Origin of the sequence: Veillonella parvula, from assembly GCF_036456085.1 — a bacterium.
Lineage (GTDB): Bacteria > Bacillota > Negativicutes > Veillonellales > Veillonellaceae > Veillonella > Veillonella parvula_E.
Window position 1 is genome coordinate 369,301 of record NZ_CP138632.1, and the last position, 15,976, is coordinate 385,276.

At 38.6% G+C, this 15,976-nt stretch carries 17 protein-coding genes; all 17 read left to right on the top strand.

Going from position 1 to position 15,976, the window contains the following annotated elements:
• Positions 1-11: 11 nt before the first annotated feature.
• Positions 12-554, top strand: coding sequence for a prepilin peptidase (locus PK1910_RS01805; RefSeq protein WP_004697033.1), 543 nt, complete (start codon positions 12-14; stop codon positions 552-554).
• On the top strand, positions 533-994 hold the full coding sequence (locus tag PK1910_RS01810) for a hypothetical protein (protein WP_024061885.1): 462 nt from the start codon (positions 533-535) through the stop codon (positions 992-994). The genes PK1910_RS01805 and PK1910_RS01810 overlap by 22 nt, the downstream gene beginning before the upstream one ends.
• 79 nt (positions 995-1,073) lie before the next feature.
• Positions 1,074-1,358 carry a hypothetical protein gene (locus PK1910_RS01815; protein WP_316591404.1) on the top strand — a complete coding sequence of 95 codons (285 nt, stop codon included), beginning with the start codon at positions 1,074-1,076 and terminating at the stop codon, positions 1,356-1,358.
• A complete protein-coding gene (locus PK1910_RS01820) occupies positions 1,355-1,999 on the top strand; it encodes a hypothetical protein (RefSeq protein ID WP_287511111.1) in 645 nt (214 codons plus the stop codon). Before PK1910_RS01815 ends, PK1910_RS01820 begins: the two co-directional genes overlap by 4 nt.
• A 34-nt stretch (positions 2,000-2,033) precedes the next feature.
• Positions 2,034-2,387 carry a hypothetical protein gene (locus PK1910_RS01825; RefSeq protein ID WP_287511113.1) on the top strand — a complete coding sequence of 118 codons (354 nt, stop codon included), beginning with the start codon at positions 2,034-2,036 and terminating at the stop codon, positions 2,385-2,387.
• Between the two features lie 9 nt (positions 2,388-2,396).
• A complete protein-coding gene (locus PK1910_RS01830; RefSeq protein ID WP_008714110.1) occupies positions 2,397-3,251 on the top strand; it encodes a hypothetical protein in 855 nt (284 codons plus the stop codon).
• A gap of 322 nt (positions 3,252-3,573) precedes the next feature.
• On the top strand, positions 3,574-3,831 hold the full coding sequence (locus PK1910_RS01835; protein WP_232055008.1) for a hypothetical protein: 258 nt from the start codon (positions 3,574-3,576) through the stop codon (positions 3,829-3,831).
• A 7-nt stretch (positions 3,832-3,838) separates the two neighbouring features.
• A complete protein-coding gene (locus PK1910_RS01840; RefSeq protein WP_050756198.1) occupies positions 3,839-4,228 on the top strand; it encodes a hypothetical protein in 390 nt (129 codons plus the stop codon).
• Positions 4,229-4,347: 119 nt separating this feature from the next.
• Positions 4,348-5,190, top strand: coding sequence for a shikimate kinase (locus PK1910_RS01845; protein ID WP_038125409.1), 843 nt, complete (start codon positions 4,348-4,350; stop codon positions 5,188-5,190).
• Positions 5,162-6,076, top strand: coding sequence for an ATP-dependent 6-phosphofructokinase (locus PK1910_RS01850; protein WP_038125407.1), 915 nt, complete (start codon positions 5,162-5,164; stop codon positions 6,074-6,076). The genes PK1910_RS01845 and PK1910_RS01850 overlap by 29 nt, the downstream gene beginning before the upstream one ends.
• Positions 6,077-6,235: 159 nt before the next feature.
• Positions 6,236-7,318, top strand: coding sequence for an efflux RND transporter periplasmic adaptor subunit (locus PK1910_RS01855; RefSeq protein WP_004696124.1), 1,083 nt, complete (start codon positions 6,236-6,238; stop codon positions 7,316-7,318).
• 12 nt (positions 7,319-7,330) lie between these two features.
• A complete protein-coding gene (locus tag PK1910_RS01860; protein ID WP_004696122.1) occupies positions 7,331-8,053 on the top strand; it encodes an ABC transporter ATP-binding protein in 723 nt (240 codons plus the stop codon).
• Positions 8,046-9,257 carry an ABC transporter permease gene (locus PK1910_RS01865; RefSeq protein WP_195395100.1) on the top strand — a complete coding sequence of 404 codons (1,212 nt, stop codon included), beginning with the start codon at positions 8,046-8,048 and terminating at the stop codon, positions 9,255-9,257. Before PK1910_RS01860 ends, PK1910_RS01865 begins: the two co-directional genes overlap by 8 nt.
• A 226-nt stretch (positions 9,258-9,483) precedes the next feature.
• Positions 9,484-9,948, top strand: a complete 465-nt coding sequence (locus PK1910_RS01870) for a PaaI family thioesterase (protein WP_101928348.1) — start codon at positions 9,484-9,486, stop codon at positions 9,946-9,948.
• Positions 9,949-9,984: 36 nt separating this feature from the next.
• Complete coding sequence (gene pheS, locus PK1910_RS01875) at positions 9,985-11,007, top strand: phenylalanine--tRNA ligase subunit alpha (RefSeq protein ID WP_101928347.1); 1,023 nt, start codon at positions 9,985-9,987, stop codon at positions 11,005-11,007.
• 9 nt (positions 11,008-11,016) lie between these two features.
• Entirely contained in the window at positions 11,017-13,461 is a 2,445-nt protein-coding gene (gene pheT / locus PK1910_RS01880; protein WP_123137887.1) for a phenylalanine--tRNA ligase subunit beta, read from the top strand.
• Positions 13,462-13,549: 88 nt separating this feature from the next.
• Positions 13,550-15,973, top strand: coding sequence for a DUF3656 domain-containing U32 family peptidase (locus tag PK1910_RS01885; RefSeq protein ID WP_287511117.1), 2,424 nt, complete (start codon positions 13,550-13,552; stop codon positions 15,971-15,973).
• Positions 15,974-15,976 lie beyond the last annotated feature (3 nt).

The following is a 15,976-nucleotide window of genomic DNA, read 5'->3' on the forward strand; positions in this document are numbered from 1 at the left end:
AAGGACAAGGTATGAAAGGGACCAATTATGTAATAGGACTTTTTGTATATATAGCATCTATATTGCTACCTGTTATAGTTTCATCAAAAGCAATATCTTATACTCACATTGCTTTGTATGCTGTGTTTTCACTCATCATCATAGCAGGTGCTACCATCGATATGCATTACTATATATTGCCTGATGAAGGGGCATTAGTTCTTGTAATAGGTGGCATTATATATAGCTATATAAATGATCAATCTATGTTAGTAACCTTATTAAGTGTTATCAGCGTAGGTACTATTACATATGGACTTCGTTTGATTAGCCATAAAGGCTTTGGCATAGGCGATATTAAATGGTTTTCTGCTATTGCAATATGGCTAACTCCATGGGAAATTATATGTTTCTTTTACGTAACTTTTTGTGTTGGTTCTCTCTATCTCTTACTCACCGGTTATCGTAATCGATATATCCCATTTGGTCCCTTTCTATGCTTTGGCGGATGGTGTGCCTTACATGGTGGTTCCTATATGGAGGTGCTTTATCAATGGTTAAGGTGCAACTTATAAATCGTCAAAGTGGATCTTTATTGGCGGAATGGATTATTACTATTGGTTTAATCTTATTGCTTATTTCTATTGCCTTACCTATTGTGACAACACCTAGTCGTTATACTTTAAATGGTGCTACGCAAGAGGTGGCGTATATGCTCAAGAAAGTTCAACTGTGGTCTATGTTAGGGCATAAATCTAATGGTAAAGGGAGAATGCTTTTTATTTTAAATAAGGACAGTTATACCTTAGAGGAAGATGTTAATCATCATACGGTAAACATATCATTACCGCAAAATATTGAGAACGAACGGTCTATGACAATTATTTCTTTTTCAGCCTTAGGTTTACCTTATGATGGGACAGAAATTATTTTGAAAGATCGTGAAAGTGGTGAGAAAAATCGTATATGGATATCTGTACAAACGGGGCGAATTAGATGGGAAGAAGTGCACTGAAGGATTTATGTATGGTGACGCTTTAATATCAGCCGCTATAATCATGTTCATTTTACCGATTATATTATCTATATTTTGGATGGCTACTCTTACGGTATATAAGGCGTATTATTGGGATCATATATTGCAAGATACCATAACGTATTTAGAAGTGGCTAAAGCTTCTTATTATAAGAATGGAACAATAGAAACTGGTGTATATAATTCTCAATTTACAATGAGTCCCAGTGAAAAAATTACCTATAAAACACATATAAAGCCTGTAGTGATAGAAGGTGTATCTTTACAACGATTAACAGTAGATGCCATCGACAATCAATCTGTTGTCTATTCTCTATCAGTTGATTTGGAGGGGATACATTGAAGGGCGAGGATATAGAAACGGTAATTGGGAAGAATAAAGAATACAAGCAGAATCCCATAACAGATAGAAATAAAAATAGAAATGATATGGGTTTTATTTTGTATTCTACGCTTATTAGTATGATGATTTCTATCATAGTCCTTACCTTATTGTTAGGTATCGTATTCTATGCAGTTATGTGGGATGCTAAATTACTTGATAGTGTAGCTATGATGGAGGATGGTCGATATACACGGCGTATGGTTGTGGCTCATATGATATGGAATCCTGTGAAGGTTACTGTAGAAGACCATAACACAAGTTTATATATTCACGATACAAAGCGTACAACCTTAACTGTACAACGTCATGCACTATACAGGAAATTAACAGATGGCAGCTTGCAGCCTGTCAGTGGTAGTCGCATCGTGGGAACTACAGATAAACGAAATGTGGGCTATACACAAGAATACCCTTTTAGTGTAGATACTAATGGGACCGTGTATTTACGCTGGTACATTAATAATCGTTTTGTTAATGATAAAAAATACACAAGTGGTTATGGAGGATTATCCATATATGAGGTTTCTATTGGACAGAGTGCTATTTATGATTGGTATACAAGTAAAGAGGACACAAGTCATGAACATAGGAGCCCATAACGCGGGATTTATTACATATATAGCGATACTTACGATGTCTTTTTTATTACTATTAGCTTTTATGGGGCTTCGTATAGGACAAATATGTGAAAGTAATGTGGTAGACGAATTGCACTTGGAAGAGGCCCATTACGCGGCACAGAGAGGTGCCCATTGGTTTGTAGGCTATTGTAAATTAGGAAATGTATGGGACTTTCAAAATAAACTAGTTGTGATAGATGATGAAAATGTAGAGATTACTATTGAAGCGGACCAATCAACAGACAATCCGCGTCATATTATGAGTTATGGAAAATTGAAAAATAGTGAAATCGTGAGTCGTGTACATATGTATGTGACCGTAGATAAAGAAAAACATATGCATGTTATAAAGGTAAAACCTTATTGAGGTGATTCTATGAAACGAAAAAAGAGAATACATTCTGGAGTATGTATAACTGACGAACATATTGTATGTGTTACCGCTCATATAGAAAATAAAACAATGGTCATTACTGATGCGTTAGAAATGAAGCGTACAGGACCTATTGATGAAGACGTTACAAAATTTATAGAAACGTATGATTTAGATGAAGGGGCCTATAGTATTGTTGCTAATATTGATACACAAATGCATGTAGCACCTTATGATCCTCATGATTTTGATATGAAGGAGTTTATAAAGTGGAATATAGAGGACTACTTTAGTTTTGAGGGGGATAGTTTCCAAATGGATGCTTGTCGCCGGGAATATCCACGACACAATTATCATATGTTTATGGTGGCTGTAGATCGGCATTCACTAGAGCTTTTGAAGCAAGGTATACGAGATACTTATGCACCTGTTGATGTTATTGATTTTTGGCCTATTCCTATTTGTTATTGCTTGATGCGGCGCAGCGGTACTGTAACAGGTGTTGTGGAAGAAGGCGCCATGCATTTATGGCTTTGGTGGAATGATATATGTATTCAAGAGTGTATTGTACCTATTACTAGTAGCGATGTAGCTGAAGCTATGGATAAGTTAGGAGTGAGATTACAAGACTTTGGTATAGATGAGATACAGGGAATTCGGATGTATGGGTTAGAATCTATAACAAATGAAGAACGGACAGATATGGAAGGTATAATTTCCATGTATGGAGAAACTGAATATATTCCATTATTATTCTTAGGTCGTGGCCGTAATCGTTGCAAGCAAGGGCAATTAGATTGGGACATGGCTATTGGTATGGCGGCAAGGGGGCTTAAATGGATTGGATTGGGCTGGTAAGGACAGATGTATTAATTTAATGCCTCGCTCGTTACGATGGCATAGTTTATGGCATACCTATCGATACCTTCTTTATGGGATAAGTCTTATATACATTATAGTAGGGCTTGTTACTATATATAGTTGTTGGTCAAGCTATCGTAGCTATGAAAATCGAAAGATAGACTTTGTGCGATTGCAAGCAAATGCTCAGTATCAAGAAATACATCAACAATATGGTGAATTAATGGAAATAAGAAATAAAATAATAAAGAATAAAATCCTTAAGAATCAAACAGATATATTACCCAATACAATGGTCGTATATATTCTTGATGCCGCTATGTCAGAACATATTAGTCTACAGCATCTTAGCATTAAGGATGGGCGTATCAGTATAGATGGTATAGGTACGAGTGACGAAATGTGTCGTAAATTTATTGCTATTCTCCAACAAAAATTACTAGGGATGGAGTGTCATGGAACAGTTAAAGCAGATAAAGGTGTTTATACATTCCATATGGACGGATCTAAAAGAGAGCACAACGTATCAGGTCGAGAGAATATTAACGGGCCTAGTGTTGTGGGGGATGCTCATTAGCCTTTCTATGTATGGGCTTATCTATTTTGAAGACAAAAATAATAGCTTAAAAAATCAACAAGAAAATTATAATATACAAATGAATGCTGAGTCAGATTATATAGTGTCTAATGAAGCAAAACTATTAGAATCTTTTACACGGAACAAGACATCTAATACGAGTTCTAATACAAATATTTTTGATTCCTTGCAAGGAGAACCATTAATGATTGTCAGTACTGATGAGCATGAAGGTATACTAGAATTAACAGTATTAGGTAGTACAGAGCGTATGATTAACTGGATAAATACTGTTGAAGAAAAGGATCCTTCACGCCGTATAGAAATAGAAGATATAGAACGTAAAGGTAATGTAGTTTATGTGCATTGTGCAATTAAATCGATTATAAAACCTTAATGAAAATCGGGTGTACTGTATAGAGACAGATTATAGATTTTATGTCTATAGTCTGTCTTTGTTTTTGGACCATTTTATAGTACAATGAAGGATATGTAATGATAAGGGGCACATAATAGATGATAATAAAACGGAATATTATGCTCATCGGTTCTATGGGAAGTGGCAAAAGTCACTTTGGACGGAACCTTGCAGAACGCAAGGGTTGGCAATTTGTAGATACCGATCGCGTATTAGAAAGTCGTTTTGGGTTGCCCATTGCTGAGATTTTTAAAAAGATAGGAGAAAAAGCATTCCGCCGCGCCGAAATGGATGTACTAAAAAAGGTTTGCTTATACCATGAAGCAGTGATTTCTGTGGGGGGGAATTTTCCTATTGAACATCGCACCTTAAAGGTATTAAAAAAATATTCCTATATTATTGGTATCCGAGCTGCACAATTCCGTATTGTCAGTCGCGTGAATCGCCGTGTTGGGAAACGGCCTACCATGGACTATAGTAATGTGAATGCCTTTGTACATGCTATGATACAATCGTGGAAGCCCGTGTATAAGCAGTGCGATTTTGTACTAGATACAACAAATGGCCGGACCTATGATTTTATACAGCGTATTGAGGATGAATTAGATGCCTCAGATGTGCAATTTAAAGCAAGACGTCAACCCAATGATACAAACGATGTAGATGCTAAAGAAGCATCTGAAGATATACAATTTAATAATCACCAAAGTAGGAAAAAAGAGATTTCTGAAGCAGTATCAAAAAGAGCAATGTCTAATAAAATTCGTTATGATAAAAGGTATAAACAAAAGACTTCTAATCAAACGAATAAAAAAGGTAAGGCACATAGTATATCCAAACAACGTACACCACAAGGGGGTAATGGATATGAGAAGAATCGCAATACTAACAAGCGGCGGAGACGCACCTGGAATGAACGCCGCCATAAGAGCGCTAACTAGAAAAGCTATACATGAAGGTTTTGAAGTATTTGGCATTGAACGTGGCTATTTAGGTATTATTGAGGAAAAGATATTTCCCTTATCGAATCGAGACGTTGGTGGCATCATAACACAAGGTGGTACGATGCTGAAAACAGCACGTTTTCCAGAATTTCAAAATGAAGAAATTCAACGCAAAGCTTATAATATTTTGAAAGCTTATGACATTGACCATCTAGTCGTTATCGGTGGTGATGGCTCCATGCGTGGTGCTACAAGTTTATCTAAACTTGGTATGTCTACTATGACCATTCCATGTACGATTGATAATGACATGGGTGGCACACAATATACGATAGGCTATGATACGGCTCTCAATACGGTAGTTGATGCGGTTGGGCGTATTCGTGATACATCAAACTCCCATGAACGTGTAGCTATTGTGGAGGTTATGGGGCGCAAAGCTGGACATATTGCATTAAAGGCAGGCCTAGCTTGTGGGGCAGAAATAGTTTTGGTTCCTGAAAATCCCATGCCTTTACATGCGGTTTGTCGTCATTTAAAGGAAACACAAATTCGGGGTAAAGAATATAGTGTTATCCTTGTTGCAGAAGGTGCCTATAACAGCGGTGAGGTGAAAGCTTTTATCAAGGAGCATACAGAATTTGATCCTAGCCTAACTGTGTTAGGCTACTTACAACGTGGCGGTGGTCCATCGGCATTTGATGCTATTTTAGCGGCTCGCATGAGTGAAGTCTGTATTAATCTATTGATGAGTGGTGTCGCTAACCGATTAGTGGGCTATATAGATGGTCATATCCGTGCGCTATCTTATGAAGAGGCAGAACGTCTTGAATTTCCAATCGATGAGAAGGATTATAGATTATTGTCAATATTGAGTAGTTAATGGCCCGTAAGGGCCATTTTTTATATATCATAATTTATTCATTAATGAAATTATATTGCGTAAAAGCAATTGGTGCTGTATAATTTAAAAATACTATATGTGTTGATATAGAATAAATGTCTTTTTAATATATCTTCATCTTAAAAAAAGGAGATCATAATGAAAGAGTTCTTACAAAAGCATCGTAAACGCATAGTGACTGGTGCTGTTGTTCTTTGTGTTCTTGGTGGCGGCACATATTACTACATGGATAGTCTAAATGCAAATCAAGCACAAACGTTATACACTACTGGCAAGGTTGAAAAGGGTGATGTAAAAACTAGTATCAGTGCCACAGGTACTATTAACCCTGTAAATTATGTAGATGTTTCTACAAATGTTGCTGGTAAACTTGAAAAAGTTTTAGTTAAAGAGAATGATCAAGTTACGGCCGGTCAAGTTATCGCTTATATTGATACACGTCAATTACAAGCATCTGTTGATGATGCTCGTGCGGCGTTAGCCAAAGCAGAACTTGATATGAATCGTTATAAATCTTTGGCGGCTCAAGATGCTATTGCACAACAAACATATGATGATTCTGTAACATCTTATGAACGTGCTAAATCTACTTATGAACGTGCGGCTGCAGATTTAAGTGATGCTACTATTACAGCTCCAATGTCTGGTACTGTTGTTGGTACACCGCTAAAAGCCGGTCAAACTATTAGTACTGGAATTTCCACACAAATGATCATTGCTACCATTGCAGATTTAAAAAATTTAGAGATTTATCTTACTGTAGACGAAACCGATATTGGCAATATTAAACAAGGTGCTAAGGTAGAGTTTACTGTAGATTCTAAGCCAGGTGAAACTTTCACAGGTTACGTTTCTGAAATTGCAAAAGGTACAAAGGGTAATATGGGCACTACAAGTAGTAGTGTTGTGTACTATACTGTTAAGGTTCAAATTCCTGAAAATATTGCAGGTAATTTCTTACCAACTATGACGGCTCGTGCCACAATCTTTGGTGAAGATATTAAAAATACATTGGTAGTTCCTCTTACTGCTGTACGTACGGACAAACAAGGTGAGTATGTATATGTTATAAAAGATGGTCAACCAGTACGAACCGCTGTCTCTACAGGTGTAACTGGGGATACTAATGTTCAAATCTTAAAAGGTTTATCTGAAGGTGATGAAATTATCGTAAGTGGTGATGTGAATGCACCAAAAAATAATGTAGCTGGACCATTCTAAGGGTAGGTGCTTATGAACCAAACAGTAATTGACATACAAGGAATTACAAAAACCTATGTGAATGGCAAATTATCAGTACCTGTTCTACATGGCATTGATTTAGTTGTCAATAAGGGTGAATTTGTATCCATTATGGGGCCATCTGGATCTGGTAAATCAACCTTTATGAATATTCTCGGATGTTTGGACCGACCTACAACTGGTTCTTATCGACTCAATGGAGACGAGGTTGCTACCTTATCTGATGATGAACTCGCGTATGTACGTAACAAACAGATAGGTTTTGTATTTCAAAGCTTTAATTTGTTGACAAAATTGACAGCCCTAGAAAATGTAGCGCTTCCTATGATTTATGCCGGTGTAAATAAAAAGATGCGTATTGAACGGGCCACTCAATTATTACAGTCTGTCGGCTTGGGCGAGCGTATGGACCATTTGCCATCCGAGTTGTCTGGTGGGCAACGTCAACGTGTGGCGATTGCTCGTGCATTGGCAAATAATCCTGCTATTATCATGGCTGATGAACCGACAGGGAATCTTGACTCCAAGTCAACCATTGACGTTATGAACATCTTTCGAGGCCTTCATGATGAAGGCCGTACGATTCTTCTAGTTACACATGAACCGGATATTGCTACATACGCGAGTCGTAATGTAGTCTTGAAAGATGGGATAATCGTAGAGGATTCGATCAATTCTAATATGACTCCTATAAAGGAGGTGCCTAATGTATAAAGAAAGTTTTCTAATGGCATGGGCTTCCTTGATTGCTAATAAATTGCGCTCCCTTTTGACCATGTTAGGTATCATTATCGGTGTAGCAGCTGTTATTGCCTTGGTATCTATCGGTAATGGGGTGAAGCAAGATATTGAGGATTCTATTTCTAGCTTAGGCTCTAACTTGTTGGTAGTTCTGCCAGGGGCGCCGCGGACGCCAGGTGCTAGACCTTCGCAGGGGTCCATGAAATCGTTGAAAATATCTGACTATGAAGCTATTGCTAAGTTAGAAGGTGTAAAAGCCGCCAGTCCTATGACAAATGGCTCTTATGTGGTGATTTATCAAAATAAAAACTGGACTACATCTGTTGCGGGGGTTAATTCTAACTTTCAGGACGTAAATAATTGGACTATGACATCTGGTCGATTTTTCTCCGATAAAAATGTTCAGAACCGAGAACGTGTAGCGGTTGTGGGACAAACGGTAGTAAAAAATTTGTTTGCTGATGAAGATCCTGTAGGCAAGGAAATCCGTGTTAAAAATATTCCATTCCGTGTCATTGGTGTTCTCAAAAGTAAAGGGAACGGAACCATGGGTAATGACCAAGACGATACGGTGTTAATTCCATATACAACATCGATGGAGCGCGTAGAGGGCATTGACTATCTTCGCAGGGTGTATGTTGTGGCTAAGGATGATGAGAGTATCGATCGTTTGCAGGCAGATATAGAGAACTTGTTGCGTGTTCGTCATAATATTAAAGATACAAATTTGGATGATTTCAATATTCAAAATATGAAATCTATTATGGAAACAGTGGCTCAGACGACGGGAACATTTACGTTATTCCTGGGGGCTGTTGCTGCGATTTCTCTAGTTGTAGGTGGCATTGGTATTATGAACATCATGCTTGTATCTGTAACGGAACGGACTCGAGAAATTGGTGTGCGTAAAGCTTTGGGGGCTACGTATAGCGTAATTGTTACGCAATTCTTAATAGAAGCTGTTGTAATCAGTTTGATGGGGGGCTTTATTGGTATTGCTTTCGGTATAGGAGCCTCAAAAGTAATCGGAATGGTATCTGGAATGAGTACAATTGTATCTGTTCCAACAATCATAATGTCCTTTGCCTTTTCCATGGCTATTGGTTTGATTTTTGGTATATACCCAGCCCGTAAAGCGGCTAAGCTCAATCCAATCGATGCATTGCATTATGAATAGTTTTGAATTTATAAATGTGTTTTCTTAAGAACATACCATATAATTAGATAGAGTTATTCGCATATGGTGCGTTGCATGATACAATATGTATGATGTAACGCACCATTTTTATATGTTTGTATTGAATTTTGACATATAACTATAAAGATTTTCATACAGGTAATGTAATAGATTTAGTATTTAGATTAGTTAATCTATGGGGTATGTATATAGAATGGAGAACCTTATGGCTACAACATTGTTAGAATATTTCAACGAATTACGAGATCAGAATCCATTTTCTTGGGTAAAAGATTCTGAGATTACAGCTGTTGAATCAGGTCATGCGGAAATGACATTGCAAACTAATGAAACAGATTACTGTAATTTTAGAGGAGATTTGCATGGTGCTGTATGTATTGGCTTAGCAGATAGTGTGATGGGGACTGCTTGTTTTACATTGGGAAAATCTGTTAGCACCATTGATCTTAATGGTAACTATGTGAAAGCTGTTAAGGGCGGTGCTGTATTGCGTGGGGTAGCTAATGTAGAGCATAATGGTAAAACTACCATGGTTGCGACAGCTCGTATTTATAATGAATTAGGTGAACTTGTTCATTTAGCACGGGGTACATTTTTTGTACTAGAAGAGAAGCCATTACCTGATTTACCATGGCGTTTTATTGAAGAAGATAACCCTGATTTGGTATAATATAAGTTAGACTTTTACAAATAGGAGGATGCTTGAATGGAACAAGAATTACAACGTATTAAGGCAGAAGCCCTTGATGCCATCAAAGGCGCTGCTAATCAACAAGCGTTGCAAGATATACGTGTTAAATATTTAGGTAAAAAAGGCGAGGTAACGGCTTTATTAAAAGGTCTTGGTAAATTATCTCCAGAAGAACGTCCTAAAGCGGGGGCCCTTGTTAATGCTGTTCGTGAAGCGTTAGAGGCTGAAATTGATACAGTTAAAGCTCGTATGGAAACTGCAGAGTTAAATGCTCGTTTAGAAAAAGAGCGCATCGATATTACATTGCCTGGCCGTGCACAAAAAGCTGGTCATATCCATCCATTAACAAAGGTTAATGAAATGATTGAAGACTTCTTCATGAAAATGGGGTATACCGTTGAAGAAGGTCCAGAAGTAGAACAAGATTACTATAACTTTGAATGCTTAAACTTGCCTAAAGATCATCCTGCACGTGATATGCAAGATTCCTTCTATATTACAGAAAACTTCTTATTACGCACGCATACATCTCCAGTACAAGCTCGTACAATGCAACGTCATGAACCTAATAGCCCAATCCGTATGATTGCGCCTGGTAAGGTTTACCGTTGGGACTATGATGCGACTCATTCCCCTGTATTCCATCAAGTGGAAGGTCTCATCATCGATGAGCATATTACATTTGCTGACTTAAAAGGCACATTAGAGTCCTTCTTACGTCACATGTATGGTGATGACACAAAGGTACGTTTCCGTACAAGCTTCTTCCCATTCACAGAGCCATCTGCAGAGGTAGATATTTCTTGTGTAATGTGTGGTGGTGAAGGTTGCCGTGTATGTTCTCATACAGGTTGGCTTGAAATTTTGGGCTGCGGTATGGTTCATCCCGATGTATTGCGTATTAATGGGTACGATCCTGAAAAGGTTAAAGGCTTCGCCTTTGGCATGGGCGTAGAACGTATTGCTATGCTTTTATATGGCATTAACGATTTACGTCTATTCTTTGAAGATGATGTACGATTCTTGGAACAATTTTAGGAGGAACTCATGAAAGCAAGTTTACAGTGGATGAATGAATACGTGCCTGTGGATATGAATCGTCCTGCACAAGAATTGGCCGATGAATTAACACAAGCTGGTATTCCTGTAGAAGATGTCATTGCTATGGATAATGGCATTAAGAAAATTTATACGGGCAAAATCGTGGAGATTACAAAACATCCAGATGCAGATAAATTACAAGTATGCCAAGTTGAATGCCTTACAGAAGAAGGTGAACCTGTTACAAAACAAATCGTAACGGCTGCTACAAATGTTGCAGTAGGCCAAATCGTGCCTGTAGCATACCATAAATCTCGCTTAGCTGATGGTACAGAGATTAAAAAAGGTAAATTGCGTGGCGTTGTTTCTGAAGGCATGTTCTGTTCCGTTGCAGAATTTGGTATCTCTAGCGACTTAGTATTGCCAGAAGAAGCTCAAGGCATTTACATTTTCCCGGAAAATACACCAATTGGTCTTGATGTAAAAGAGGTTTTAGGCTTAAATGATACAGTATATGAATTTGAATTGACTGCTAACCGAGCAGATTGCTTTTCCATGGTTGGTTTGTCCCGTGAATTTGGAGTCATGACAAATCAAAAAGCTTTATTCCCTGTTATCATGGTTAACGAGAATGGCGAATCCATTGAAGGCAAAGCATCTGTATCTATCGAAGCTGATGATCTTTGTACGCGTTTTACAGCTCGTGTAGTAACTGATGTTAAGGTTGAGCCATCTCCATTGTGGATGCAAAACCGTTTACGTAATAGCGGCATTCGTCCTATTAATAATGTAGTAGACGTAACAAACTACGTTATGTTAGAACTTGGTCAACCTATGCATGCCTATGATTATGATCATGTAAAAGGTCATAAATTAGTGGCGAGACGTGCTAAAAATGGTGAAGTGCTTGTTACACTTGATGGTTCTGAACGCGAATTGAATGACTCCATGCTTATCATTGCTGATGCTGAACGTCCAGTAGGTGTAGCAGGTATCATGGGTGGCTTTGATAGTGAAGTGACAAACGAAACGACCACAGTTATGTTTGAAGCTGCTGTATTTAATGGTCCATCTATTCGCCGTACAGCTAAAGCTCTCGGCATGCGTTCTGAAGCATCTGGACGTTTCGAACGTGGTGTAAATCATAAATACACTGCCTATGCTATCGACAGAGCAGCTCAATTATTACAACAAATCTGTCCTACTTGTAAAGTTGATGTAGGCGTTATCGATGTATATAAAAACCCTGTAGAACAACATACAGTTACTTTTACAGCAGAACAAATCAACGATTACTTGGGTACAAATATTGAAAAAGACGAAATGGTTCGTATTTTGACTGCCCTTGAGTTCGTTGTAACCGAAGAAGGAGACAAATTGTCTGCCCTCGTTCCAACATGGCGTGGCGATGTAACGGTGATGCCTGATATCGCTGAAGAAGTAGCTCGTATTTACAACTACGATAATATTGCGCCTACAATTCCGGTAGCCGTATTATCCTCTGGTGGTATGACACCTAAGAAAGCTCTTACTAAAGAGGTAACTCATGCATTGGCTAAATTGGGTATGACTCAAATCATTACGTTTAGCTTCATGCATAAAGATGGTCTTTCCAATATGATGCTTCCTGAAGGGGATAGCCGTTATACAGCCATTCCAATCTTGAACCCTATTTCCGAAGAATTCCCTTATATGCGTACAACATTGGTACCGGCTGTTATTGAAGCAGCAAAACGCAATATTGCGCAACAAAATAAGGATCTTTGGTTATTTGAAACAGCTAATGTATATGAACCAAAAACGTTACCTTTAACAGAAGTACCTCATGAACGCCCTATGGCTTGTGGTATTTTGATGGGGAAGGCAAACCAAGCTGGTTGGAATCAAGCAGAACGTACTACAGATTTCTATGATGTAAAGGGTATTGTAGATGCGTTGTTAGCTGAGCTAGGCGTTACAAGCTATGAAATAAATCGTGGCACTGAGCCATACTTTCACCCAGGTGTAAGCGCTCAATACGTAGTTGATGGTAAAATGATTGCTCAATATGGTGAATTACATCCACAAGTGAGCAAAAACTTTGACTTACCTGGCAAAGTATATATGTTTGAAATCGATTTGGAAGCCGTATTATCCTTAACGATTCCACCGTTCCGTTATACATCCTTCAGTAAATTCCCAGGCACTAGCCGTGACCTTGCCATCGTTGCACCTGTGTCCGTATTCAGTGGTGAAATTTTATCTATCATTAAAGAACATGGTGGAGAATATTTAGAAAGTGCATCTATCTTTGATGTTTATGAAGGTGAACATATCGAAGCAGGTTACCGCAGTCTCGCATACAACTTACAATTCCGCTCTATGGAAGGTACGTTGAATGATGAGGATATTGACGGTAATATTCAAGCTATTATTGATGTATTAGCAGAAATTAACTGCAGATTACGTTAATTTTAAGCAGTATATTGAAAGGGTTTACCGTATGGTAAACCCTTTTAGTACTATAGTTATGCCTTTAGTTAGGTAGAAAGGACTGTCCATGGAATTATTGGCTCCTGCCGGTACGATGGAAAACTTTATAGCCGCTTTAGAATCTGGAGCAGATGCCATTTATCTTGGTGGCAAAGGTTTTAATGCCCGAGCTCATGCAGCAAACTTTGGAATTGAGGAATTAACCGAGGCTATTCGCTTGGCCCATATTCTAGATGTGTCTGTATATGTAACGGTAAATATTCTCATAGGTGACTCCGAATTATCTGCTCTTGAGGCATATTTAAAGGACTTAGAGCGCATCGGCGTGGATGCTATCATCGTTCAAGATTTAGCAGTGGCTAAATTGGCGCAGCGAGTGGCTCCTAAATTACACTTACATGGCAGTACACAAATGACTGCAGCTACGCTCGATGCGGTTCGTTTTTATGAAAGTCTCGGTTTTACACGTGTCGTTTTAGCTCGTGAATTAAGCCTCGCTGAAATTGAACATATTTGCAAGAACTGTACAGCTGAAATCGAAGTCTTTGTACACGGTGCGTTGTGCGTATGTTATTCTGGTCAATGCTTAATGAGTTCTTTCATCGGTGGTCGCAGTGGTAACCGTGGTGCTTGTGCACAGCCTTGTCGGTTGCCTTATGAGCTATTGGATTCTTCAGGTACTAGCTTGTTGCCAAAACACGAAGCCTATCTATTAAGTCCAAAGGATCTTAACTATAGTGAATATATGAATGAACTTGTGGCGGCCGGTGTTACGTCCTTTAAGGTAGAAGGGCGTATGAAAAAGGTTTCCTATGTGCGCCAAGTCATTGGGACTTATCGTCATATTTTAGATACAGCTCATATGGATGCTGCTGATGCCGATGCATTGGCATCTGGGTTTAATCGTGGCTTCTCTACAGATTATTTAACAGACCATGTAGGGAAATCTATGATGACTGTTGTAGCTCCAAATAATCAAGGCAAATTAATTGGTAAAGCAGAGGTCAAAAAGGGACAAGTTCATTTATTCCTAACAGAACCGATTGAAAAAGGATCACTTTTAAAGGTAATGCAAGATTCTGGTAGTATTACGTATTATCAAATAGATCAGAATTGGTCCTTAATGGATGAAAAGCATTTTGTAGGCAAACCTGATGAAGGGTTTGCAGCGGGACAAGTATTTTTAGCATCTACGCCAAAATCTCAAAAGCAACGAGGCTTACAAGATTTTAGTGCTAAATTAGAGGTACATGGTTATCTATCTATTAATACAGACCGAGAACAACCTTGCACAGACCTTACCTTTGTATTAAATGATGGTCGTACTGTGACAGTATCTAATGAGTTTGAACCTGTTTATGCTAATAACAAACCGACTACATTAGAGAAGGTGACAGACCAAGTAGGTAGATTAGGCAATACATTGTTTACGCTTGGCTCTATGTCTATTCCTGATGGACCTTATATGTGGCCAGCTAGTGTGTTAAATGCATTGCGCCGAGATGCTGTAGAATCACTAGAAAATTTATTGATTACAGACCATGAAACGGCTTGGGCTGAGCTGGCTATAGAACCTCAAGATATGTCATCTATGGTTGCTAAGGATAAGGTTCAATATTCTGAGCCTATGGTGAGTGCTCGCGTTGATGAACTAGAGGCTGTGAAAGCAGCTATTGAAGGGGGCGCTAAGAAGATTATCTTCGGTGGTGACCGTTTACAACGTAAGCCTTATGAACTTAGCATCTACGAGCAGGTGGCTAAGCTTTGTAAAGACCATAATGTACTTTGTGTATTTGCTACGCCTCGGGTTGTGAAAGATGATGAAGTTGAGGCGTATATGAATACCCTTAAGGCCATAGTTGAGGCGAAACCAGATAGTATTTCTATTCACGTCCCTCAAGCGTTATTATGGCTTCGTGACTTAGGGTATACAGGTGCTATTGAAGCCGATACAGGTCTTAACATATTTAATGGCTCCGCCTTACAAGTATGGGAAGATTTACATATGAGTAGCGTAGCACCATCCTTAGAGTTAACATTGACGCAACTCGTAAGCTTACAAAAATCTACTAATTTGCCATTAGAGGTTATGGTTCATGGGTATACGGAAATGATGATTTCTGAATACTGTGCCATCGCTAGCTTTGTAGGGACTGGTAAAAAGGAAAACTGTCCTATGCCGTGTGTAAAGGAAGATTACGCATTGAGGGACCGTAAAGGGGAAGTGTTCCCACTTCGTACGGATCCGTATTGCCGTATGCACATCATGAATAGTCATGAAATGGATATGCGCGCGTATGTGCCAGAGTTACATCGAAAAGGGCTACATATTTTGCGCATCGATGGACGTCATATGGATCCAAAGAGATTACGTACTATCGTAGCAGATTATGTATCCATTCAAAATGGAACAAAAGAGGCTCCTCCTAAAAGTGTAGGCAAGGATGATACGCCTATTACAAGGGGCCACTATTTTAGAGGTATTTTATAAAAG